The sequence below is a fragment of the Rhizobacter sp. Root1238 genome (assembly GCF_001425825.1).
Lineage (GTDB): Bacteria > Pseudomonadota > Gammaproteobacteria > Burkholderiales > Burkholderiaceae_C > Rhizobacter.
In genome coordinates this window covers 253903-274995 of sequence record NZ_LMDM01000012.1, presented here as the reverse complement: position 1 = coordinate 274995, position 21093 = coordinate 253903, and the positions used below count along the sequence as shown (strand labels likewise).

General features: G+C 69.7%; 24 protein-coding genes. 7 read left to right on the top strand and 17 right to left on the bottom strand.

Annotation, left to right across the window (positions count from 1 at the left end; genetic code table 11):
- Position 1: 1 nt before the first annotated feature.
- Positions 2–520, top strand: coding sequence for a TlpA disulfide reductase family protein (locus tag ASC98_RS12195; protein WP_056804592.1), 519 nt, complete (start codon positions 2–4; stop codon positions 518–520).
- A 6-nt stretch (positions 521–526) separates the two neighbouring features.
- Here ASC98_RS12195 and lipA read toward each other — a convergent pair whose 3' ends face one another.
- Genes lipA through ASC98_RS12150 form a run of 9 tightly spaced genes read right to left on the bottom strand, consistent with a single transcriptional unit; the run spans position 527 to position 7267 of the window.
- Positions 527–1519 carry a lipoyl synthase gene (lipA, locus tag ASC98_RS12190; RefSeq protein ID WP_056804589.1) on the bottom strand — a complete coding sequence of 331 codons (993 nt, stop codon included), beginning with the start codon at positions 1517–1519 and terminating at the stop codon, positions 527–529.
- Between the two features lie 43 nt (positions 1520–1562).
- The gene (gene lipB, locus ASC98_RS12185) at positions 1563–2228 is read right to left on the bottom strand and encodes a lipoyl(octanoyl) transferase LipB (RefSeq protein WP_255358638.1); all 666 of its coding nucleotides are present in this window, start codon (positions 2226–2228) and stop codon (positions 1563–1565) included.
- Positions 2229–2243: 15 nt separating this feature from the next.
- A complete protein-coding gene (locus ASC98_RS12180) occupies positions 2244–2519 on the bottom strand; it encodes a YbeD family protein (RefSeq protein WP_056804859.1) in 276 nt (91 codons plus the stop codon).
- A gap of 43 nt (positions 2520–2562) precedes the next feature.
- The gene (locus tag ASC98_RS12175) at positions 2563–3438 is read right to left on the bottom strand and encodes a D-amino acid aminotransferase (protein ID WP_056804586.1); all 876 of its coding nucleotides are present in this window, start codon (positions 3436–3438) and stop codon (positions 2563–2565) included.
- A 39-nt stretch (positions 3439–3477) separates the two neighbouring features.
- Positions 3478–4668, bottom strand: a complete 1191-nt coding sequence (locus ASC98_RS12170; protein WP_056804856.1) for a D-alanyl-D-alanine carboxypeptidase family protein — start codon at positions 4666–4668, stop codon at positions 3478–3480.
- 40 nt (positions 4669–4708) lie between these two features.
- Positions 4709–5323, bottom strand: a complete 615-nt coding sequence (locus tag ASC98_RS12165) for an alpha/beta hydrolase (protein WP_056804582.1) — start codon at positions 5321–5323, stop codon at positions 4709–4711.
- A 14-nt stretch (positions 5324–5337) separates the two neighbouring features.
- Positions 5338–5664, bottom strand: a complete 327-nt coding sequence (locus ASC98_RS12160; RefSeq protein ID WP_056804579.1) for a ferredoxin — start codon at positions 5662–5664, stop codon at positions 5338–5340.
- A 9-nt stretch (positions 5665–5673) separates the two neighbouring features.
- The gene (locus ASC98_RS12155; protein WP_056804577.1) at positions 5674–6819 is read right to left on the bottom strand and encodes a VanZ family protein; all 1146 of its coding nucleotides are present in this window, start codon (positions 6817–6819) and stop codon (positions 5674–5676) included.
- A 7-nt stretch (positions 6820–6826) separates the two neighbouring features.
- Entirely contained in the window at positions 6827–7267 is a 441-nt protein-coding gene (locus ASC98_RS12150; RefSeq protein ID WP_056804574.1) for a CopD family protein, read from the bottom strand.
- A gap of 354 nt (positions 7268–7621) precedes the next feature.
- Between ASC98_RS12150 and hemB the strand changes: the two genes are divergently transcribed.
- Entirely contained in the window at positions 7622–8629 is a 1008-nt protein-coding gene (hemB, locus tag ASC98_RS12145; protein WP_056804572.1) for a porphobilinogen synthase, read from the top strand.
- A gap of 16 nt (positions 8630–8645) precedes the next feature.
- Entirely contained in the window at positions 8646–9764 is a 1119-nt protein-coding gene (locus ASC98_RS12140; protein WP_056804569.1) for a magnesium transporter CorA family protein, read from the top strand.
- A gap of 12 nt (positions 9765–9776) precedes the next feature.
- Here the strand turns inward: ASC98_RS12140 and ybeY are convergent, their stop codons facing one another.
- Both ybeY and ASC98_RS12130 read right to left on the bottom strand, forming a co-directional pair.
- Positions 9777–10226: an rRNA maturation RNase YbeY gene (gene ybeY, locus ASC98_RS12135; protein ID WP_056804566.1), complete on the bottom strand. Its 450-nt coding sequence runs from the start codon at positions 10224–10226 to the stop codon at positions 9777–9779.
- A gap of 2 nt (positions 10227–10228) precedes the next feature.
- The gene (locus ASC98_RS12130) at positions 10229–11251 is read right to left on the bottom strand and encodes a PhoH family protein (protein ID WP_056804563.1); all 1023 of its coding nucleotides are present in this window, start codon (positions 11249–11251) and stop codon (positions 10229–10231) included.
- 92 nt (positions 11252–11343) lie between these two features.
- Here ASC98_RS12130 and ASC98_RS12125 point away from each other — a divergent pair, with 92 nt between their 5' ends.
- The 3 genes from ASC98_RS12125 (at position 11344) to ruvA (ending at position 14549) form a co-directional block, all read left to right on the top strand.
- Positions 11344–13254 carry an ATP-binding protein gene (locus ASC98_RS12125; protein ID WP_157597876.1) on the top strand — a complete coding sequence of 637 codons (1911 nt, stop codon included), beginning with the start codon at positions 11344–11346 and terminating at the stop codon, positions 13252–13254.
- A gap of 72 nt (positions 13255–13326) precedes the next feature.
- A complete protein-coding gene (locus ASC98_RS12120; protein ID WP_056804560.1) occupies positions 13327–13980 on the top strand; it encodes a response regulator transcription factor in 654 nt (217 codons plus the stop codon).
- Positions 13977–14549: a Holliday junction branch migration protein RuvA gene (gene ruvA / locus ASC98_RS12115; protein WP_056804557.1), complete on the top strand. Its 573-nt coding sequence runs from the start codon at positions 13977–13979 to the stop codon at positions 14547–14549. Before ASC98_RS12120 ends, ruvA begins: the two co-directional genes overlap by 4 nt.
- Before the next feature lie 14 nt (positions 14550–14563).
- Here the strand turns inward: ruvA and ASC98_RS12110 are convergent, their stop codons facing one another.
- The 3 genes from ASC98_RS12110 to ASC98_RS12100 all read right to left on the bottom strand — a co-directional run bounded on the left by ASC98_RS12110 (position 14564) and on the right by ASC98_RS12100 (position 17827).
- Positions 14564–15025 (bottom strand): copper chaperone PCu(A)C, encoded by a 462-nt coding sequence (locus tag ASC98_RS12110; RefSeq protein ID WP_056804554.1) that lies wholly within the window; start codon positions 15023–15025, stop codon positions 14564–14566.
- A 26-nt stretch (positions 15026–15051) separates the two neighbouring features.
- Entirely contained in the window at positions 15052–17340 is a 2289-nt protein-coding gene (locus ASC98_RS12105; RefSeq protein WP_235581239.1) for a TonB-dependent receptor, read from the bottom strand.
- A 91-nt stretch (positions 17341–17431) separates the two neighbouring features.
- Positions 17432–17827 carry a DUF2946 family protein gene (locus ASC98_RS12100; RefSeq protein WP_056804552.1) on the bottom strand — a complete coding sequence of 132 codons (396 nt, stop codon included), beginning with the start codon at positions 17825–17827 and terminating at the stop codon, positions 17432–17434.
- Positions 17828–17927: 100 nt separating this feature from the next.
- Here ASC98_RS12100 and ruvB point away from each other — a divergent pair, with 100 nt between their 5' ends.
- Positions 17928–18983 carry a Holliday junction branch migration DNA helicase RuvB gene (ruvB, locus tag ASC98_RS12095; RefSeq protein WP_056804549.1) on the top strand — a complete coding sequence of 352 codons (1056 nt, stop codon included), beginning with the start codon at positions 17928–17930 and terminating at the stop codon, positions 18981–18983.
- An 18-nt stretch (positions 18984–19001) separates the two neighbouring features.
- On the opposite strand, the gene ASC98_RS12090 is transcribed toward ruvB, so the two are convergent.
- The 3 genes from ASC98_RS12090 to ASC98_RS12080 form a co-directional block, all read right to left on the bottom strand.
- Positions 19002–19406, bottom strand: coding sequence for a hypothetical protein (locus tag ASC98_RS12090; RefSeq protein ID WP_157597875.1), 405 nt, complete (start codon positions 19404–19406; stop codon positions 19002–19004).
- Positions 19407–19472: 66 nt separating this feature from the next.
- Positions 19473–20294 carry an AraC family transcriptional regulator gene (locus ASC98_RS12085; RefSeq protein WP_162249262.1) on the bottom strand — a complete coding sequence of 274 codons (822 nt, stop codon included), beginning with the start codon at positions 20292–20294 and terminating at the stop codon, positions 19473–19475.
- A 7-nt stretch (positions 20295–20301) separates the two neighbouring features.
- The gene (locus ASC98_RS12080; protein ID WP_056819972.1) at positions 20302–21087 is read right to left on the bottom strand and encodes an acetoacetate decarboxylase family protein; all 786 of its coding nucleotides are present in this window, start codon (positions 21085–21087) and stop codon (positions 20302–20304) included.
- Positions 21088–21093: the final 6 nt, after the last annotated feature.

Sequence of the window (21093 nt, the reverse complement as noted above, 5' to 3'; positions counted from 1 at the left end):
CATGAAATTGGCCCTCCATCTTGCCGTTGCGTCGACTGTTCTGGCAATCGCAGCAGCGGCCTGTGGGGCTTATGCCGTGCTGTCGGGCGACGACCGGCCGCAGATGGCGCCCGACGCCGCGTTCACCCGCCTCGACGGCAGCCACAGCAGTGTCGCGCAGTTGAAGGGGCAGGTCGTGCTGGTCAACTTCTGGGCCACCACCTGCTCGACCTGCGTGCACGAGATGCCGCAGGTGATCGACACCCACAACCGGTTCAAGGCGCGCGGCTTCGAGACGCTGGCCGTGGCGATGAGCTACGACGCGCCGGCGTCGGTGATTCACTTCGCCGAATCGCGGCGCCTGCCGTTCACCGTCGTGATCGACAACACCGGCGCGGTGGCCGACCGCTTCGGCCCGATCCACGGCACGCCGACCACGGTGCTGATCAACAAGCGCGGCGAGATCGTCAAGCGCTATGTCGGCCAGCCGGACTTCGAGGCGTTGCAGGCGCTGGTCGAAAAGCTGCTCGCCGAGGCGTGAGGCCGATCAGATCGCGTTCGAAACGCCCGCTTCGTGGGCTTGCTGGTCGGCGTGGTAGCTCGAACGCACCATCGCGCCGACCGCTGCGTGCGTGAAGCCCATCTTCAGCGCCTCGTCCTCGAACATCTTGAAGGTGTCCGGGTGCACGTAGCGCCGCACCGGCAGGTGGTGGCCGCTCGGCGCGAGGTACTGGCCGATCGTCAGCATGTCGATGCCGTGCTCGCGCATGTCGCGCATCACCTGCAGGATCTCTTCGTCGGTCTCGCCCAGGCCGACCATCAGCCCGCTCTTGGTCGGCACATGCGGCGCGAATTCCTTGAAGCGCTTCAGCAGGTTCAGCGAATACGCATAGTCCGAGCCCGGGCGCGCTTCCTTGTACAGGCGCGGCGCGGTCTCGAGGTTGTGGTTCATCACGTCCGGCGGTGCCGCCTTCAGGATCTCCAGCGCGCGGTCCATGCGGCCGCGGAAGTCGGGCGTCAGGATCTCGATGCGGGTGTCGGGCGACAGCTCGCGGGTGCGCTGGATGCATTCGACGAAATGCGCCGCGCCGCCGTCGCGCAGGTCGTCGCGGTCGACGCTGGTGATCACGACGTACTTCAGGCGCAGCGCCGCGATCGTCTTCGCGAGGTTCAGCGGCTCGTCCGCGTCCAGCGGATCCGGCCGGCCGTGTCCGACGTCGCAGAACGGGCAGCGCCGGGTGCACTTGTCGCCCATGATCATGAAGGTGGCCGTGCCCTTGCCGAAGCATTCGCCGATGTTCGGGCACGAGGCTTCTTCGCAGACCGTGTGCAGCTTGTGCTCGCGCAGGATCTGCTTGATCTCGTAGAAGCGGGTGGTCGGCGAGCCGGCCTTCACGCGGATCCAGTCCGGCTTCTTCAGCGTCTCGGCTGCGACGATCTTGATCGGGATGCGGGCCGTCTTGGCCTGCGCCTTCTGCTTGGCGCTCGCATCGTAGTGGGCCGCGTCCTGGGCCTGGTGGATGACGTTCTCGGTCGACATCGGGGGTACTTTCTTGGGGCGGCCGACGGGTCAGCTCAGGGTGTCAGCTCAGGTGCGACGCGAGCCGGTCGCCCAGCCGCTGCGCCGCGGTGGTCCAGTCGGTGCGGACGCCCAGTGTAGCCAAGTCGACCGTTTGCAACCCGGCGTAGCCGCAGGGGTTGATGCCGCTGAAGGGGCTCAGGTCCATCGCCACGTTCAGCGCGACGCCGTGGTAGGTGCAGTGCCGGCTGACCTTGATGCCCAGCGCGGCGACCTTGCCCAGGCCTTCGAATTCATCCAGGCGCGGCCCGCTCAGCGCGGCATGCCCGGTCGGGTCCGACAGGTTCACGTAGATGCCCGGCGCGGCTGCGACCCGGTGGCCGGTGATGCCGAAGCCTTCCAGCGTCTTGATGACGCAGTGTTCCAGCCGATAGACGTATTCCTTCACGTAGATGCCGAGCCGGCGCAGGTCGATCAGCGGGTAGGCCACCACCTGCCCGGGGCCGTGGTACGTGACCTGGCCGCCGCGGTTCGTCTGCACCACCGGGATGCCGTGCGGGTCCAGCACGTGCTCGGCCTTGCCGGCCAGGCCCTGCGTGTAGACCGGCGGGTGCTCGCAGAGCCAGATCTCGTCCGGCGTGTCGGCCGTGCGCTGTTCGGTGAACTCGCGCATCGCCTGCGCGGCCGCCGCGTAGTCGGTCGGGCCGAGCAGCTTCAGCAACGCGGCCACGTCACCGCACCACGGTCACAGCACCACCTTGACCAGCGGGTGGGTCGACAGCGTGCGGTACAGCTCGTCGAGCTGCTCGCGGCTGGTGGCGGTGACGGTGACGGTCACGCCCAGGTACTTGTTGCCGCTGCTGGGGCGGATCTCGACGGTGGACGCGTCGAAATCGGGGTCGAACTGCTTCGCGATCGTCGTGATCGCATGCACGAAGCCGTCGACATTGGCGCCCATCACCTTGATCGGGAAACGGGACGGGTAGTCGATCAGCGACTGGTCGGGCGGAATGTCTTGCATCGTGGCGTTCATGCCCTCGCAGATGGGGGGACCTGCGGAAAATTCAAATCGACTGCAATGTCTTGGCGCGCTGGTACGCCTCGTACAGCTTCGCGTAAACGGGGCCGGGCTTGCCGCGCAACGCCCCATGGCCCACGGCTTCGCCGTCGACCTGCGTGACCGCCAGCACCTCCTTGGTGGCCGAGCTCAGCATCAGCTCGTCGGCGCCCAGCACCTCGGCCTCGGAGATCGGGCGCAGGTTGTAGCCGATGCCGGCTTCCTCGCACAGCTCGCGGATCAGTTCGTAGCGGATGCCTTCGAGCACGTGCTCGCTCTTCGGCGCACCGAGCACCGCGCCTTCGTGCACCACCCAGACGTTGCTGGACGACGCTTCGGTCAGGAAGCCATCGCGGAACATGATCGTCTCCACCGCGCCGTGGTCGGCCGAGATCTGGCGGGCCAGCACGTTGCCGAGCAGCGACACCGACTTGATGTCGCCGCGCTCCCAGCGGAAGTCGCGCGCGGTGACGCAGGTCACGCCCTGGTGGCGCTGCTCGGCGCTGGCCGGCTTCATCGGGTTGGCCATCATGAACACCGTCGGCGTCAGATCGGGCGGCATCACATGGTCGCGCACCGCGACGCCGCGCGTGACCTGGATGTACAACAGCTGGTCGTCGGCCGCCTGCGCGTCGATCAGCCGGCGGCAGCGTTCCAGCCACTGCGCCCGGTCGAACGGGCTCGCGATGCGCACCTTGCCGAGGCTGCGGTTCAGCCGCGCGAGGTGCTCATCGAAGCGGAACAGGCGCCGGCCGTAGACCGGCACCACCTCGTAGATGCCGTCGCCGAAGACGAATCCGCGGTCCAGCACCGACACCTTGGCGTCGCGCAGCGGGCCGTACTCGCCGTTGAGGTAGCACAGGGTGTCAGGAATCGCTTGCATGCAGGCTCCCGGGAACAGATGCGATGGGAACGGACGAGCTTACTTGATCCACAGCCGCAGGGCGTCCCAGGCGCGACCGAAGATGCCGGCCTGCTCGACGGCGGTCAGCACCACCAGCGGCAGCTCGGCCACCGGCGCGCCGGCCGAGGTCGTGACTTTCAGCGTGCCGACGCGCTGACCCTGCGTCAGCGGCGCGACCAGCGGATCGGTGCGCTCGATCTTCGTCTGCAGCTTCGCGCCCTCGCCCTTGGGCACGCTGACGAAGACGCCGTTCGCCGCGCCCAGCTGGGCCTCGCGCGTCGCGCCCTTCCAGACCGGCACCGTGGCCACCGCCTTCGAGCCCTCGAACAGGCGCACCGTGTCGAAGGCCTGGAAGCCCCAGTTCAGCAGCTTCTGGCTCTCGTTCGCGCGGGCATCCATCGAAGCCGCGTTCAGCACCACGCTGAGCAGGCGGCGCTTGCCGCCGCCGGCGCCGTTGACCGCCAGGTTCGGGAAATCGCGCTGCGCCGACACCACCATGCAGTAGCCGGCCGCCTCGGTGTAGCCGGTCTTCATGCCGTCGACGGTGGGATCGCGCGTCAGCAGCACGTTGCGGTTGTTCTCGTTGCTGATCGGCGCGCCGTCGTAGTGGTACTTCTTGATCGAGTAGATCGGGTAGTACTCGGGGAAGTCGCGAATGATGCGGCTCGCGATCACCGCCATGTCGCGGGCGGTGCTCTTGTGGCCCGGCTCGGTCAGCCCGGTGGCGTTCTTGAACTGGGTGTTCTTCAGGCCGAAGGCCTGCGACTGGCGGTTCATCAGCTCGATGAACTGGTCGAGCGTGCCGGCGACGCCTTCGGCCAGCACCACCGCGGCGTCGTTGCCCGAGTTGACGATCAGCCCACGCAGCAGGTCCTCGACCTTCGGCGTGCTGCGCGGCTCGATGAACATCAGCGAGCCGCCGCCCTTGCGCTCCTGCCAGGCACGCAGCGACACCGGCAGCGTCTGCTCCATCGTCAGCTTGTGGTCGCGCAGTGCTCCGAACACCAGGTAGGCGGTCATCAGCTTGGTCAGCGAGGCCGGATCGGCCGGCGCATCGGCCTCGCGCTCGGCGAGGGTCTGGCCGGTGGTGATGTCGAGCAGCAGGTAGCTCTTGGCCGCGATCTCGGGCGGCTGAGGCGCCTGCGCGTACGACACGGACGAGACGGTGGCGGCGCCAAGCGCCAGCACGAGGGCAATCAGTCTTTTCATGAACATCGGATCAGGTTGGGCGGTACGCAAAGCCCCGGCATCAACGATGCCAGGACCGCACCACCAGGTTCTTCAGCAGCGCCAGCTGCCCGTGAAAGAAATGGCCCACGCCGGGGATGACCACCACCGGCAGGGATTGCGGTCGTGCCCAGTCGAGGGTGGCCGACAGCGGCACGATGTCGTCCGACTCGCCGTGGATCACCAAAGTTTCCTCCGGCACCGGCGCGACCTTCTGTTTTTGCGTCGACGGCCCGACCAGCACCAGCCGCTCGACCTTCGCACCTTCGGGCAGGCGCGCGGCGGCCTGCGACGCGACGTAGCCACCGAACGAGAACCCCGCGAGCGCGAGCGGCAGGGCCGGATCGCGGTGCGCGGCGATCACCGCCAGCGCGTCGTCGATCTCGCCCTGGCCCTCGTCCCACGCGCCCTCGGAAGCCGCCACGCCGCGGAAGTTGAAACGCACCGTGCGGTAGCCCAGCTGCAGGAAGGCGCGCGCCAGCGTCTGCACCACCTTGTTGTCCATCGTGCCGCCCTGCTGCGGGTGCGGGTGGCAGATCACGGCCACGCCGCGCGACTCGCCTTCGGGGCGGTCGAGCGCGCATTCGAGCGCACCTGCCGGGCCGGGCGTCGACACCTTGACGGTCTTCGAATTCATCGGCGCTGCACCGGTCAGCGGCCGACCGAGTCCGGCAGCAGCAGCCGCTCGACCACCACGCCGTTCTTCAGGTGCGATTCGACGATCTCGTCGATGTCGGCATCGTCGATGTAGGTGTACCAGACCGCTTCCGGGTAGACGACCGCCACCGGCCCGCCGGCGCAGCGGTCGAGGCAACCGGCCTTGTTGACCCGCACGCCGCCGGGGCCGGCCAGCTTCTCGGCCTTCGTGCGGGACTTGCAGCGTTCGAAGCCGGCCTGCGCATGGTGGTTGGCACAGCTGTCTTCGCCTTTGTCACGCTGGTTCAGGCAGAAGAAGATGTGGCGCTTGAAATAGGTCATCGGCGCATTTTACGGACCTGCCTGCGCATCCCCGGTGCCGCGCTCGGCGTTGTCCCTGGCCGTCACGCGGGCGAGCAGGTAGACCAGCGCCGCATACGGCCACAGCCAGCCGATCCATTGCGCGAGGCCGTGGAAGCGGATGAAGCGTCCCTGCTCCCAGCCCTGCAGGCTTTCGGCGTAGTACGGATCGGTCGGTGCCTGCGCCACCAGCGCGACCAGCGCCGTCACGACCACCAGGCCGAGCCCGGCCGCGCCGCGGCGCGGAATGCGCAACAGCAGCAGCCCGGCGATCGCACCGGCCAGCAGCCCGGGCAGTGCAGGCGGCGTCAGCCAGGCCAGCGCGTGTTGCGGGCCGAAGTTCAGTGCGGTCGACAGCGTGGTGGTCGCGAAACCGAGCAGGGCCGCGCCGGGCACCGTCACCGCACGGCGCCAGCCCGGTCGCACGATGGTGTAGGCGACCAGGCAGGGCGCCAGCAGGCCGAGCAGGATCGTCAGCAGCTCGCTGACGCGCGACAAGGGCGTCATCGCGGCGCTCGCATCGGCCCAGTCTTCGGTCCAGACCGACCACGGCGTGCCGCCCAATGCCTCGGCGGCCAGTTCCTGCAGCCGCACCAGCACCTGGCCGAGGCCGAGCGGCACCGGTGTCGGGAACAGCAGGCCGACCGGCCACAGCAGCAACAGCAGCAGGCCGCCGGCACTGCGGGCAACGAACCAGCGGTCGCGCAGCGTCTGCCAGCGCTCGATGCCGCCGAGGGCCTGCACCGCGACCGCGACCAGCGCACCAGCCAGCGTGCCGGCGGCGTTCAGCAGCCAGTCGAGCATGGAGGGCACGCGCTGCGGCAGCCAGTTCTGCAGGCTCTCCATCAGGAACGACAGCAATGCGCCGGCCAGCAGCGCCGCGATGAAGGCGAGCGACACGCGCCGCCCGGAGCGCACCAGCGCCCCCACCGTGAGCGCGCCCAGCGGCATGTAGCCGAGCAGGTTGGAGACCACGTCGAACGCGGTCCAGTAGCGCTGCCACGGCAGGTGGCCGAGCCCGGCCAGCGGAAGCGCCATCGGTTGCTTCCAGCCGGTGAACGGCGACAGGCTCGCATAGACGATCAGCGCGGCATACAGCCACGCCAACGGTCCGGCCGAGCTGCGATGCCGAGCCATGTCCGGATCAGAAGGGCTTGACGACCACCAGCACGACGATCGCGGCGAACAGCAGGATCGCGGTCTCGTTGAAGAAGCGGAACCAGCGCTCGCTGCGGCGGTTCTCGAACTGCTCGAACCTGCGCAGCAACGCGCGGCAGCCGTGGTGGTAGCCGATCGCCAGCACCACCAGCGCGAGCTTGGCGTGCAGCCAGCCGTTGCCGGGTCCGCGCCCGACGCCGAAGCCGAGCCACAGCCACAGGCCGAACAGCAGGGCCGGCACCATCAGGAAACTGGTGAAGCGATAGAGCTTGCGTGCCATCAGCAGCAGGCGCTCACGTTCGGCGTGGCTGTCGGCCGGCACCGACGCGAGGTTGACGAACAGGCGCGGCAGGTAAAAGAGACCGGCGAACCAGCTCGCGACGAAGATCAGGTGAAGGGCCTTGACCCAGGGATAGAGGCTGCTCATCCGCGGGATTATGGAGGCCGGTCGAGCGCCGGGCCGCAAGCCGACCGGCAGCCCCTCGGGGGATCGGCGAGGTACTCGTCGACGAGGGGTTGTCATTCCACAAAAAGAAAACCCCGACCGTCAAGGCCGGGGTTGAAAAGCCTCATCGCTGTCATCACGGTAAGGCTCCTGCTCAGGGAGGAAAAGCAGGGAATGACGACCTTGCGGCTATCATTCAGTGGCGACTTTAGCAGATGAGTGCCGGGCTGTTGAAGGGCCGCCGCCCGGGATTTACACGTAAAAAGTCCCGATGTCTCATCGTCACATCGGTTTCGGCGGCCGGCCCCCGCGTCGCAACCGCCCTCAGAAGAAGCCATGCTGCCGCCCGCACCCTTTCCCGCCAGCCGCCCGCGCCGCCTGCGCCGCGACGAATCCACCCGCGCCCTCGTGCGCGAAAACCGCCTGCACCCCAGCGACCTGATCTACCCGGTGTTCGTGCAGGACGGCCACGGCCAGGTGCACGACGTCGCATCGATGCCCGGCGTGCAGCGCGTCAGCCTCGACCGGCTGATGCCGCTGGCCGAAGAATGCGTGAAGCTCGGCGTCCCGGTGATGGCCTTGTTTCCGGTCATCGAGCCGTCGCTGAAGACCGAGGACGGCAGCGAGGCGCTGAACCCGAAGGGCCTGGTGCCCACCGTGGTGCGCGAACTGAAGAAGCAGTTCCCGCAGCTCGGCCTGCTGACCGATGTCGCGCTCGACCCGTTCACGACCCATGGCCAGGACGGCCTGCCCGACGAGACCGGCTACATCCGCAACGACGACACCGTGAAGGTGCTGACCGGCCAGGCGCTGGTGCAGGCCGAGGCCGGCGTCGACATCGTCGCGCCGAGCGACATGATGGACGGCCGCATCGGCGCGATCCGCAACGCGCTCGAAGCGCGCGGCCTGATCCACACGCGGATCATGGCGTACAGCGCCAAGTACGCGAGCGCCTTCTACGGCCCGTTCCGCGATGCGGTCGGCTCGGCGAAAAGCCTCGGCAAGGCGAACAAGAAGGTCTACCAGATGGACCCGGGCAACAGCGACGAGGCGTTGCGCGAGGTCGCGCTCGACCTGGCCGAAGGCGCCGACATGGTCATGGTCAAGCCCGGCCTGCCCTACCTCGACATCGTGCGCCGCGTGAAGGACGAATTCCGCGTGCCGACCTTCGCCTACCAGGTGAGCGGCGAGTACGCGATGGTCAAGGCCGCCGCGGCGCAGGGCTGGCTCGACCACGACGCGGTGATGCTCGAAAGCCTGCTCGCGTTCAAGCGTGCCGGTGCCGACGGCGTGCTGACCTACTTCGCGCTCGACGCCGCCCGCCTGCTGCGGCAGCAGGGCTGACACTGCAGCTCCGGGCATGCGCATCTTCCACATCACGGCCGAGCAGTTCACCGAGATCGAATCGCTGCCCGACAAGCTGCCGCCCACCGGCTACCTGTGGATCGGCACCGCGCGGCGCGAGTTCGAGGTCAACGTCGCCGAGGTGCAGGCCGGGCTGCAGCGCTGGACCGGCGGCCAGCTGGTCGACCTGCACATCTCCGACCTGCTGAACAACCAGCTGCCGTCGCACTTCGACTACACCTCGTGGTACGACCTGATGGTGTTCCGCCGGCTCGCCGCCGGCAGCGGCAGCGCCGGGCTGTTCCTCGACGACCAGAGCGGCACCGCCAGCACCGCCCGGCGTGCGCTCGAGGCGATCGACACCAGCCCGGTCGGCTTCGCGGTGTTCGACCGCGTGCTGATGACGGTGCACCCGACCGACTGCCAGGTGCGCGACTTCTTCGCGAGCAAGCTGCAGCAGATGGTCGAAGGCGCCGACCAGCGCTACGAGCCGCGCGGCGCGATGCGCCTGCCGGCCAGCCCGGCCGACCTGATGCTGCGCATGCTGAACCACATGGTCGACAGCTACCTCGAGCTGCGCCGGCTGCTGACGCGGCAGCTCGGCTACCTGCAGCAGGAGCTGTTCAACCCGCGCAGCCAGTTCGACAGCTGGCAGGTGCTGCTCGAGTCGCGCAACTCGCTCCACCTGCTGGAAGACACCTGCGAAGACCAGCGCAGCGCGATCGTCGAATGGATCGACTCGCTCGACGAATGGCCGGACGAGCCGGACCCCAAGGCGGCGCGCGACCGCGAGCTGCTGCGGGTGCGCTCGCGCGACGTGCTGGAGCACATCGAGCGCGTGCTGAGCCACGTGCGGCGGCTCGAATCGTCTGCCGAGACCGCGGTGCAGATGCATTTCTCGGCGCAGAGCAACCGCACCAACGACATCATGCGCACGCTGACGGTGCTGACCGCGATCTTCCTGCCGCTGAACCTGGTCACCGGCTTCTTCGGGATGAATTTCGAGGGGCTGCCGCTGATCCACAGCGGCGACGGCGTCTGGATGGCCAGCGGCTTCATGCTGGTGATCGCCGGCACGCTCGGCTGGTTCTTCTGGCGCAAGCGCTACCTGAGCACCTCCAGGCGCCCTCGCTAGCCGACGCGCGGCTCAGCGGGCGTACGGATCGGCGACGCCCAACCCGGCCAGGATGCGCGTCTCCTCGGCCTCCATCTCGACCGCTTCGTCTTCCTGCTCGTGGTCGTGCCCTTGCGCATGCAGCGTGCCGTGCACCAGCAGGTGCGCATAGTGCGCCTGCAGCGCGATGCCCTGCGCGCGGGCCTCGGCCTCGACGACCGGCGCGCACAGGATCAGGTCGGCCACCACCACCGGCGTGTGGCTGTAGTCGAAGGTCAGCACGTTGGTCGCGTAGTCCTTGCCGCGGTAGTCGCGGTTCAGCGCGCGGCCTTCGTCGGCATCGACGATGCGCACCGTGATCTCGCCCGGCGCGGCCAGCGCCGCGCGGATCCAGCGTGCCACCTTGTGGCGGGGCAGCTCGGCGCGGTGCGATGCGTCGGCGAACTGCAGCGACAGGCTCAGGTCATCCCGTGCGACGGCCATGGTCAGAGGCGCTCCGCCGGGGTCGCGTCGTAGGCCTCGACGATGCGCGCGACCAGCGGGTGGCGCACGACGTCGGCGGCGGTGAAGCGCGTCATCGCGATGCCGGCGACGCGGCGCAGCACCCGCTCGGCGTCGATCAGCCCGCTGTCGGTGCCGCGCGGCAGGTCGATCTGGCTGACGTCGCCGGTGACGACGCACTTGCTGCCGAAGCCGATGCGCGTCAGGAACATCTTCATCTGCTCGCGCGTGGTGTTCTGCGCCTCGTCGAGGATCACGAACGCATGGTTCAGCGTGCGCCCGCGCATGAAGGCGAGCGGCGCGATCTCGATGTTGCCCTTCTCGAACGCGCGGGCGACCTTGTCCATGCCCATCAGGTCGTACAGCGCGTCGTACAGCGGGCGCAGGTAGGGGTCGACCTTCTGCGCCAGGTCGCCGGGCAGGAAGCCGAGCCGTTCGCCGGCCTCGACCGCCGGCCGCGTGAGGATGATGCGCTGCACGCTGCTGCGCTCCAGCGCATCGACCGCGCAGGCCACCGCGAGGAAGGTCTTGCCGGTGCCGGCCGGTCCGATGCCGAAGGTGATGTCGTGCGCCAGGATGTTGCGCAGGTACAGCTGCTGGTTCGGCGTGCGGCCGGTCAGGTCGGGGCGGCGGGTGCGCAGCAGGACCTCCTCATCGTCACCGGCCCCTTCGCCCTGCACGTCGCCCTGGACCGCCTCGCGCAGCGCCGGGCGCCCGACGCGGGGCGTGCGCGGCCGCGCCTGCGAATCGTCGGCCAGCGCCTCGGTGATCGCCAGCTGCAGCGTCTCGGCGGCGATCGGGCGGCGCGAGCGGCCGTACAGCGTCTGCAGCAGGGCCACCGCGCGCTCGGCGCTCGCCTTCGGGCCATCGATGCGGAACGATTCGTTGCGCCGCGAGATGCTGACGCCGAAGGCCGACTCGATGCTGCGCAGGTGTTCGTCGACGCTGCCGCACAGGTGCGACAGGCGGGCGTTGTCGAGCGGGATGAAGGCGTGGCGAAGGATCACGGGGCGGGGGACTCCGGCAGGGGGAAGAAGGGCGAGGGCGGATTGTCGCCGGAAGGCCCCGGGGCCGCAGGCATCCTGCACAATCCGAGTCCATGCCCTGCTTCGTGCCGCCGACCACCCTCGCCCACCGGCTGCGTGCCGCGGCCCGGCGCATGGGGGCCCCGCTGGCCGCGGCGATGATGTCGGCGCTGGCGCTGACCGCCGTCCCGGCCGCGGCCGCCGACGACCCCGGCCTCGTCGAGATCCGCACCGCAAGCGCGGTGGCCAGCACGGCACCGGTCTTTCCGCAGGACCTGAAGCCGCGCACGGTGCGCCTGCCCGATGAGTGGGCCGAGACGCTGCCGCAGGCCGACGGGCCGGTCTGGTACCGCCTCGAATTCACGCTGCCGGCCAGCCATGTCACGCCGTCCCCGCTGATGGCCGCCTACATCGAGCGCGCCTGCAGCACCGCGCAGGTCTGGCTGAACGGCAACCTGGTCTTCAGCGGCGGCCACATGACCGAGCCGGTGACGCGCAGCTGCTTCTACCCGCAGCTCGTCGTGCTGCCGCCTGCGCTGCTGAACCCGCAGGGCAACCTGCTCGACATCAAGGTGCAGGGCCATGCGCTGCAGCACGTCGCGTCGCGCCAGCGCGCCGGCGGCCTGTCGGCGGTGCAGGTCGGGCCGCACGCGCTGCTGGCCGACCTGCAGGCCCGACGCACCTTCTGGAACGTCTCGCTGGTGCAGGTGATCTCGGCGATGCTGGTGCCGCTGGGCATCGTGATGCTGGGCATGGGCTGGCAGGACCGCCGCAGCCCCTGGCTGATCCACTTCGGCCTGCTGGCGATCGGCTGGGCCGCGCTGTCGGCCCGCCTGTGGTGGCGCGATCCGCCATGGGACAACCCCACCAGCGAGTTCCTCGTCTGCGTCGGCTTCGGCGTGCTGGTGGCGCTGGCGATCCAGTTCCTGGTGCGCTATGCCGCGCTGCGCTCGACCAAGCTCGAGATCGGGCTGCTGGCGCAGTGCGTGCTGGTGCCGGCGAGCCTCGCGCTGGCCGGGCCGGAACGCCTCTACACCGCGACCAGCGGCTGGTACCTGCTGCTGTCGGCCGAGGTGATGGCCGCGGTCACGCTGTACCTGCGCGTGACCTGGCGCAAGGGCATCGACGGCCGCGCCGACTTCTGGCCGATGGCCTTCATGCTGATGGGCGTCGGCGCGCTGGTGCTGGTCGACCTGGCGACGCAGCACGGGCTGGTCACGCTGCTGCCGGTGCACGTGCTGCACTTCAGCATGCCGCTGATGTTCATCGCGGTCGGCGTGCGCCAGATCCAGGTCTTCGGGCGCGCGCTGCAGGTGGCCGAGGCGAGCCGCAACTCGCTGGAAAGCCGCATCAACGAGGTCACCGCCGAGATCGAGCGCAACTTCTCGCAGATGGCCGAGCTGCGCGTCGAGCAAGTGACCGAGAAGGAGCGCAAGCGCATCGCCGCCGACCTGCACGACGACCTCGGTGCGAAGCTGCTGACCATCGTGCACACCAGCGAGAGCGAGCGCATCTCGACGCTGGCGCGCGAGGCGCTCGAAGAAATGCGGCTGTCGGTGCGCGGGCTGACCGGCAAGCCGATGCAGGTGGCCGATGCGCTGGCCGACTGGCGGGCCGAGACGGTGTCGCGGCTGAGCCAGGCCAACATCGAGGCCGACTGGCGCAGCCCGACCGAAGACGTGAACCAGCAGCTGTCGGCGCGCGCCTTCGTGCAGACCACCCGCATCCTGCGCGAGGCGGTCAGCAACATCATCAAGCACAGCGGCGCGTCGCACTGCAAGGTGCGCTGCAGCATCGGCGAGCACGATTTCGTGCTGGTCGTGCAGGACAACGGCAAGGGCATCCCGATGGAGCTCGACGGCAAGCTCGACCGCGGCCACGGCATGGCCAGCATGAAGCACCGCGCCAAGCAGATGCAGGGGCAGTGCCTGGTCGAATCCGGGCCGGGCTACGGCACGGTGATCAGGCTCACGCTGCCGCTCTGAAATGCACTGAAAGCGCACAATCGGGCCCTTCCACGGCTGCTACGATTCCATGATCCCTCGAGGACACCGACCATGAACAAGATCCTGCTGCTCGAAGACCTGCCCGAGATCCGTGCCTGGGTGAAGGCCCTGGTCACGCAGGTGTTTCCGCAGGCGCAGATCTCCGAAAGCGCCCGGGTGCACGACGCGCTGGCGCTGATCAGCGCCGAGCGTTTCGACGTGGCGCTGGTCGACCTGGGCCTGCCCGACGGTTCGGGCGTCGACGTGGTTGCCGCGCTGCGCGACACCCAGCCCGAAGCCCAGTCGGTGGTGGTGACCATCCACGACGACGACGACCACCTCTTTCCTGCGCTGCAGGCGGGGGCTTTCGGCTACCTGCTGAAAGAGCAGCCGCGCGAGCACTTCGTCGAGCAGCTGCGGCGCATCAGCCAGGGCGAGCCGCCGTTGACGCCGTCCATCGCGCGCCGCGTGATCGCGTACTTCGCGGCCCAGAACAAGCCGCAGGAGCGCCCGCAGAACCTGCCCCACGTGTCGCTGACCGACCGCGAGAACGAGGTGCTGCTGTGGGTGGCCAAGGGTTTCACGCTGCCGGAGATCGGCACGCAGCTGAACCTGTCGCGCCACACCATCGCCGACTACGTGAAGCAGATCTACCGCAAGCTCAATGTCAGCTCGCGCGCCGAAGCCGCGCTCGAGGCGCAGCGCCTGGGCCTGTTCCGCCGATGATCGGCCGGCTGAGCGGCCTGCTGGCAGAAAAGAACCCGCCCCAGCTGCTGCTGGACGTCGGCGGCGTCGGCTACGAGGTCGACGTGCCGATGAGCACCTTCTACAACCTGCCGGCGCTCGGCGAACGGGTCACGCTGCTGACCCACTTCGTCGTGCGCGAGGACGCCCAGGTGCTGTTCGGCTTCCTCAGCGCCGAAGAGCGCGCGACCTTCCGGCAGCTGGTCAAGATCTCCGGCGTCGGGCCGCGCACGGCGTTGTCGATCCTGTCGGGCCTGAGCGTCGGCGAGCTGGCGCAGGCGGTGTCGCTGCAGGAAAGCGGCCGGCTGATCAAGGTGCCGGGCATCGGCAAGAAGACCGCCGAGCGGCTGCTGCTGGAGCTGAAGGGCAAGCTCGGCGCCGACCTGGCACTGCCGGCCAGCGTCGCAAGCGATGCGCAGGCTGACATCCTGCAGGCGCTGGTGGCGCTGGGCTACAGCGACCGCGAGGCGGCCGCCGCGCTGAAGAGCCTGCCGGCCGATGTCGGCGTGAGCGACGGCATCAAGCTGGCGCTGAAGGCTCTGGCGCGCTGACGGCGCTCGCGCCGTCAGTGGCTGTGGTCGGCGCCCGCCGCCTCGACGTTCACCGTCACCGTCACCTCGCCCGCCTTCTCGAACTTCAGCCGCAGCGGGAACTTGTCGCCCTCCTTCAGCGGCCCCTTCAGGCCGATGAACATCAGGTGCAGCGCACCGGGCTTCAGCTCGACGTACTTGCCAGCTGGCAGGTCGATCGCCCCGACCTCGCGCATGCGCATCACGTCGCCTTCCATCTTCATCGTGTGCAGCTCGGTGGCGCGGCCGACGTCGGCGCTGGCCGACAGCAGCCGGTCGTCCACCTTGCCGCGGTTCTCCAGCCGCAGGAAGCCGCCGCCGGTCGGCTGCCCCGGCGCGGTCGCGCGCGCATACGGGTGGCCGATGGCGATCTCGCCGACCGTGAATTCATGGGCCTGGGCTGCCAGGGCGGCGAGCGAGACCAGGGCGGCGGTGGTGAATCGGGTGATGAGGTTCATGGCGAGGGTCCGTTTCAGGGAGGCGTTCACAGGTCGTACCTCAGCTCCGCACTGTAGGTGCGTTGCGGGTACGGGTGGAAATTCCAGTACTGGTAGTTGTTCAGGTTGTCGATGCCGAACGCGGCGTGCCACTGCTTGTCGATCGCGACACGCACGCGCACATCGGTCGTGAAGTACTTCGACGTGCCCATGTACGTGAAGCCATTGGTGTCGCTGTTGTCCAGGCTGCCGTACTGCCGGCCGCTGTAGCGGGCGCCGTAGCTCACCGTCCAGCGCTCGTCGACGCGCCACGCGGCCAGTGCGCTCGCCCGCCAGCGCGGCACGCGCGGCTGCCACTTGCCGACGGTGTCGCCCGGCGTGCTCACGTAGCCACTGTTGGCGACGATCTTCGAATCGGCATAGGTCACGCTGCCCTGCAGGTCGAGCCCGCGCCACACGTTCTCGCGCTGCGCCGCAGCCTCCAGTCCGGTGGTGCGCACATGGTCGACGTTCTGCACGTTGCTCGTCACCGTCGTTCCGCTCACGAGCGTCTGGCTGTACAGCGCATCGCGGGTGTCTTCGTGGAACAGCGTCAGCCGCAGCGTCGCCGCATCGGCCGCAGTCCATTCGGAACTGAGCTCCGAGGTCCACGAGCGCTCGGGCCGCAGGTCCGGGTTCGCCCGCTGGTCGATGCCGGTCTGGGTGGCCGCGCCCTGGAACAGCTCGGACACCGTCGGGAAACGCAGCGCCCGCCCGGCCGACGCCTTCAGCACCCAGCCCTCGCGCAGCTCGTGCGACAACGCGGCTTTCGGCGACCACGCGGTCTCGCTGCGTCGGGGATGCGCGTACGGCGTGAACGCGGCGGTCTGCGTCAGGCCGTCGTAGGCCTGCCAGCGCTCGCCGCGCAGCCCGAGCACCGCCATCCAGCCGTCGGCGAAGCGCCAGGCGTCCTGGCCGAATACCGAGCGCAGACGCGTGTTGCCGTCGAAGCGCGAGCCGACCGCGCCGCTGTCCTGGTCGACCCAGTCCGTCAGCGTGTAGACGGTGGTGCGCAGCCGGAAGCTGTCCTGCTGCACGCCGGCATCGACCGCATGCGCGCTGCCCTCGCCACCGGGTCGCCAGGTGCCACGCGCCGACAGCGTGTTCCAGCCGGTGCCGTGCAGGTCGGTCGCGCTGCCGTTGCCGCCATCGAGCATCAGCGGCGACAGCGCGGGTTGCGGCGTTGCGGCGGCCGTCGGCCTGCGGCTCAGGTCGCGGCGGTAGTCGTAGACGCTCGCGGCCAGCTCCCAGTCGAAGGCGCCGCCCGAGTTTTGCTTCAGCGACAGTGCCTGCATCAGGTGTGCGAGGCCGTCGCGGCTGGTCACGCCGCTCAGCACCGGCGCCACGTACTGCTCGGAGCGACCGACCGCATCGTTGTGCCACCAGCCCGCGGTGTAGCTCGCGCGCAGGTCGGGCGCCAGGTCGTACGCCAGCTTCAGCTTCAGGTGGTCCTGCACCGTGCGGTACTGCGTGCCGGTGCCGCGCACGTACCAGGGCTTGCCGGTCTTGTCGGTGTCCGGCACCGCGCCGGCGGTCGGCGTGGCCGTGGTGTCGAACACCAGCGGCTGCCCTTCGCTGTCGAGCCGGTTCAGGTTGACCCACCACGACCAGCCGCCGCTGCGGTCGCCGAGCGACGTACTGGCCTGCCAGCCGTTGTAGGTGGTGTCGGTGCCGTAGAGCTGGAACGGCTGCGAGAACGCGCCGACCACCGCATGGGCCTCGAACTTCGACGGCATGCGGGTCAGGTAGTCGACCACCGCGCCGGCCGAGTTGCCGGGGTAGGCGGCCGAGAACGGGCCGTACAGCACGTCGACACGCTCGATCTCCTCCGGCGTCACCAAGCCCCAGCGTGGCGCGAAGCTCGCGCCATTGCCGAGCAGGTTCGACAGCAGGATGCCGTCGGCATAGACCAGCGAACGCGCGCTGTTGCCGGTGCCCGACGCGCGCGTCGACAGCACCGCGTGGTTGTAGTCGCCGGCATAGCGCTTGCGCACCAGCAGGCTCGGCAGGTACTTCAGCGCGTCCTCGCTGTCGGTGGCATTGATGCTCGCCTGCACCTGCGCGCCGGTGATGCCTTCGATCGTCGTCGGGATCTGCGACGGCAGCGAGCCGCGGCGGCCGCCGGTCACGGTGACGACACCGAGGTGCTTGACGGGGGGGTTGGCATCGTCGCTGGCGGCGCGGATCGGCTTGGCCGATTTTTCAGCCGCAGTGTCTTCTTCGGCCCGCGCCGCGATCGGCAGGCAGGCCAGCAGCGCCAGCGCCGCATGGGCGGCTGGCGTGAATCGGTACGTCACGGAATGCTCCTGAACACGACCGGGCACGCAGGCCGCGGTCAATCACACGGGGCTGCCGATGCGCAAGCGCACCGGCGGCCAGGGCGGTGGTTCAGGTGAGAGAGGGTGGGCCGTGCTTCAGCCGCGCGATCCAGTCGGCCTCGGCATCGGGGGCCGGTCCCTCGATGCGGACCGGCGGCTCATGCGCCCGCTCGGTGGCGACGACGGCGAGGGCCGGACCCGGTTCCGGCGCGGCGAGCGCCAGCACCGCCGACAGCGCGCAGTGCTCGCTGCCATGCGCGCCGGCGCGGTCGGCGGGCATCGGCTTCGGTTCGCCAGCGTCGTCGAGCGCGACGGTGGCGACGCCGTAGACCGTGCAGACCTCGACCAGCGTCTTGCCCTGCAATTGCGCCGACACGCTCGCCAGCATCGGCACCGCGGCCTTCAGCAGCAGCGCCAGCGCAAAGGCCCAGACGGCCCATCGCGATGCAGGGTGGCGGGAGATCATCGTCCGATTGTGCCGCAGCCGGATGGACGGGCCCTGCACAATTCCTGCACACCGCGTGAGCAAACGCAAACGATCGCCCGCCCCCGCCGATAATCGGCCGATGGCCATCCAGACCGACGATTTCGGCAGCCTGCCACCGCGTGTGGTCAGCGCCGCGCCCAGCTCGCCCAACGAAGAAGCGATCGAACGCGCACTGCGCCCGAAGGGACTGGCCGAGTACGTCGGCCAGGCCAAGATCCGCGAGCAGCTGGAGATCTTCATCGGCGCGGCCCGCATGCGCGGCGAGGCGATGGACCACGTGCTGCTGTTCGGCCCGCCCGGCCTCGGCAAGACCACGCTGAGCCACATCATCGCCAACGAACTGGGCGTGAACCTGCGCCAGACCTCCGGCCCGGTGCTCGAGAAGCCGAAGGACCTGGCGGCGATTCTGACCAACCTCGAGAAGAACGACGTGCTCTTCATCGACGAGATCCACCGGCTCAGCCCGGTCGTCGAGGAGATCCTGTACCCGGCGCTGGAGGACTACCAGATCGACATCATGATCGGCGAGGGCCCGGCCGCACGCTCGATCAAGCTCGACCTGCAGCCGTTCACGCTGGTCGGCGCCACCACGCGCGCCGGCATGCTGACCAATCCGCTGCGCGACCGCTTCGGCATCGTCTCTCGGCTCGAGTTCTACACCCCCGAAGAACTGGCGCGCATCGTGCACCGCTCGGCCGGTCTGCTGAACGTGCCGACCGATGCCGACGGCGCGTTCGAGATCGCGCGCCGCTCGCGCGGCACGCCGCGCATCTCGAACCGGCTGCTGCGCCGCGTGCGCGACTATGCCGACGTGAAGGGCGACGGCCGCATCTCGAAGGCGCTCGCCGACAAGGCGCTCGCGATGCTCGACGTCGATCCGCAGGGCTTCGACGTGATGGACCGCAAGCTGCTCGAGGCGGTGATCCACCGCTTCGACGGCGGCCCGGTCGGCCTGGACAACATCGCCGCCGCGATCGGCGAGGAGCGCGAGACCATCGAGGACGTGATCGAGCCCTACCTGATCCAGCAGGGCTACCTGCAGCGCACGCCGCGCGGCCGCGTCGCGACGCTGGCGGCCTTCCGGCACCTGGGCGTCACGCCGACGCGCGCCGCCACCGACCTGTTCGACAGCTGACGGCCGGCGCCGCCGCGCTCAGATCAGGTCTTCGACCACCAGCCAGTGGTAACGCTCGGCGAGCCGGGCATCGAAGCGCTTGGCAACCTCGGCGACGCGCTCGGCATGCTGGGCGTCGGGCGCGTACACCAGCAGCCAGCCGCAGCCTTCGCCGGCGAGCTGCTGGTAGCGGCGCATCAGCGTCACCTCGTAGCCGAAGCCGGCCAGCTGGCTGGCATGGCCGAGCATGTGCTGCATCTGCGCGCCTTCTTCTTCGGCGGTGATGAACATCACGTCATCGTCGTCGAAGCCGGCGTCGAACAGGGCCTGCATCGCCTGCTGCGCAAGCTCGTCGCTCGGCAGCGCGACGACCACGTGGCCGACGGGTTTGAAAGCGCCCAGCGAGTGCGGCCGGGCCCCCTTGGTCATTCGCCTGACTGACATGGCATCACCTCCTGACAGGATCGCGATGAAAGACCTGCAGGAAGTCTAGACCTTGCCCATCGGGCGTCAATGCGCAGTCGCCTGGGGCACCCTCGAATCGGGGTCGGCGTGGGCTGCCTGCGCGAGCGCGCCCGGCGTGTAGCCGAAATGGCGGCTGAACCAGCGCGTCAGATGGGCCTGGTCGGCAAAGCCGCAGGCCTCGGCTGCCTGCGCGATCGGCCAGCCATCGAGCAGCAGCCTGCGGGCGCGCGCCATGCGCGCGGCGCGGACGTAGTCGCCCGGGCTCAGGCCCAGCCAGCGCGTCGCGATGCGGTGGAAGTGTTCGCGGCTGAGCGCGCAGTCGCGGGCCAGCGCGTCGATCGCCACCGTGCCGTCGCCGACGGCGGCGCGCTGCAGCGCCGCCAGCACCTGCCGGGCGGCGCGCCCGGCAGGTTCGGCATCGACCGGCAGCAGCGAGTCAGCGTCGGCGAGCCGCGCGGCCGCGCGGCGCAGCCATGCCGCGGCGTCGGCGCTGTCGCGCAGGTCTCGCGCGTCGGCCGCGAGGGCCGGCTGCGCGGCGCGCGCACTGCGCCGCGGCATCGGCACCCCGAGCACGGCCAGCCATGGCACCGCGGCATAGACCATCACGACCTGCGTCTCGCCGTCCTCGTCCGCATCCAGCCCGCACGTGTGGACGGCGCCCGGCGCGATCGCCAGCAGGTCGCCGGCCGACGCGGTGTGCCGGCGGCCGCCGAGGCTGAAGCGGCAGCGGCCGGCGAGCACCGCCCCGATCGACCATTCGTCGTGCCAATGCGGCGCCCATTCCTGCCCCGGCCGGTGGTGCATCACCTGCTCGAGCGCCGGCTGGCCGTCGACATGCCAGCGCCGCACGCGCGAATGGCGGGACACGCCCGGCTCAGGCATCGCGAGCCCCGACGACGGTCAGGCCGAACCAGCCGGCGCTCGCGTCGCCGGCCTGCAGCTCGCCGAGCAGCGAAAGCTCCTCGCGCGGGTGCTCGAACACGCGCAGCGACGCAGTGGCCGCATGCCATCCGCTCGCGGTGGGCTGCGCGACGTCGGCGCGCAGCAGCCGCAGCGCGGGTGCACGGGCCGGCTCGCGCAGGTCGGGGAAGCCGACGACGCCGAGCGTCGGCGCCGCGAGGAAGCCGAGCGGCCGGCCCGGCTCGCCGCTCAGGCGCGCCTCGGCCTCGATCACGCGGCGGTCCTTCACCGCCAGGCTCGCACCCAGCCGCGTGCCGGCGCGCAGCGGCGCGGCCGCCGGGTGGTCGAGCGGCAGGCTGCGCGTGAGCCAGGTGCTGCCCATCTTCTTCGGCCAGCCCTGCAGCAGGCCGCGCAGCATCGAGACGTCCTGGTCGACCCAGATCGCCGGGCAGAACCCGCAGCGGCTGCCGTCGGGGCGCTCGACCTCCAGCACGACGATGGTCTCGCGGTACTGCGCCTGCACCGGGTCGAGCAGCTCGCTGCCGTCGGTGGTGGCCTGCCAGTCGGCGAAGTGCACGCAGCCCCGGCCCGTCGTGCGGCCGATCGTGCGGCCGATCGCCGGCGGCAGCAGGTCGGCACCGCGCGCGGCATCGAAGTCGAACGCGACGTTCAGCAGCCAGCCGGCGTAGTGCCACGGCGGGGCGACGACGAGGGCGCTGCGACCGTGGACCGTGTGGGGTGGGGTGAAGCTGTGCGGCATGGCGAC

What these genes read in the sequence shown, in the direction of transcription:
- ybeY (WP_056804566.1), bottom strand. Translation starts at nt 10,226, where the DNA reads ATGGCCGTCGCACGGGATGACCTGAGCCTGTCGCTGCAGTTCGCCGAC.
- ASC98_RS12110 (WP_056804554.1), bottom strand. Translation starts at nt 15,025, where the DNA reads ATGAACCTCATCACCCGATTCACCACCGCCGCCCTGGTCTCGCTCGCC.
- ASC98_RS12150 (WP_056804574.1), bottom strand. Translation starts at nt 7,267, where the DNA reads ATGAGCAGCCTCTATCCCTGGGTCAAGGCCCTTCACCTGATCTTCGTC.
- ruvA (WP_056804557.1), top strand. Translation starts at nt 13,977, where the DNA reads ATGATCGGCCGGCTGAGCGGCCTGCTGGCAGAAAAGAACCCGCCCCAG.
- ASC98_RS12160 (WP_056804579.1), bottom strand. Translation starts at nt 5,664, where the DNA reads ATGACCTATTTCAAGCGCCACATCTTCTTCTGCCTGAACCAGCGTGAC.
- lipA (WP_056804589.1), bottom strand. Translation starts at nt 1,519, where the DNA reads ATGTCGACCGAGAACGTCATCCACCAGGCCCAGGACGCGGCCCACTAC.
- ASC98_RS12090 (WP_157597875.1), bottom strand. Translation starts at nt 19,406, where the DNA reads ATGTCAGTCAGGCGAATGACCAAGGGGGCCCGGCCGCACTCGCTGGGC.
- ASC98_RS12125 (WP_157597876.1), top strand. Translation starts at nt 11,344, where the DNA reads ATGCCCTGCTTCGTGCCGCCGACCACCCTCGCCCACCGGCTGCGTGCC.
- ruvB (WP_056804549.1), top strand. Translation starts at nt 17,928, where the DNA reads ATGGCCATCCAGACCGACGATTTCGGCAGCCTGCCACCGCGTGTGGTC.
- ASC98_RS12195 (WP_056804592.1), top strand. Translation starts at nt 2, where the DNA reads ATGAAATTGGCCCTCCATCTTGCCGTTGCGTCGACTGTTCTGGCAATC.
- ASC98_RS12165 (WP_056804582.1), bottom strand. Translation starts at nt 5,323, where the DNA reads ATGAATTCGAAGACCGTCAAGGTGTCGACGCCCGGCCCGGCAGGTGCG.
- ASC98_RS12120 (WP_056804560.1), top strand. Translation starts at nt 13,327, where the DNA reads ATGAACAAGATCCTGCTGCTCGAAGACCTGCCCGAGATCCGTGCCTGG.
- ASC98_RS12140 (WP_056804569.1), top strand. Translation starts at nt 8,646, where the DNA reads ATGCGCATCTTCCACATCACGGCCGAGCAGTTCACCGAGATCGAATCG.
- ASC98_RS12180 (WP_056804859.1), bottom strand. Translation starts at nt 2,519, where the DNA reads ATGCAAGACATTCCGCCCGACCAGTCGCTGATCGACTACCCGTCCCGT.
- ASC98_RS12175 (WP_056804586.1), bottom strand. Translation starts at nt 3,438, where the DNA reads ATGCAAGCGATTCCTGACACCCTGTGCTACCTCAACGGCGAGTACGGC.
- ASC98_RS12100 (WP_056804552.1), bottom strand. Translation starts at nt 17,827, where the DNA reads ATGATCTCCCGCCACCCTGCATCGCGATGGGCCGTCTGGGCCTTTGCG.
- ASC98_RS12155 (WP_056804577.1), bottom strand. Translation starts at nt 6,819, where the DNA reads ATGGCTCGGCATCGCAGCTCGGCCGGACCGTTGGCGTGGCTGTATGCC.
- ASC98_RS12080 (WP_056819972.1), bottom strand. Translation starts at nt 21,087, where the DNA reads ATGCCGCACAGCTTCACCCCACCCCACACGGTCCACGGTCGCAGCGCC.
- hemB (WP_056804572.1), top strand. Translation starts at nt 7,622, where the DNA reads ATGCTGCCGCCCGCACCCTTTCCCGCCAGCCGCCCGCGCCGCCTGCGC.
- ASC98_RS12170 (WP_056804856.1), bottom strand. Translation starts at nt 4,668, where the DNA reads ATGAAAAGACTGATTGCCCTCGTGCTGGCGCTTGGCGCCGCCACCGTC.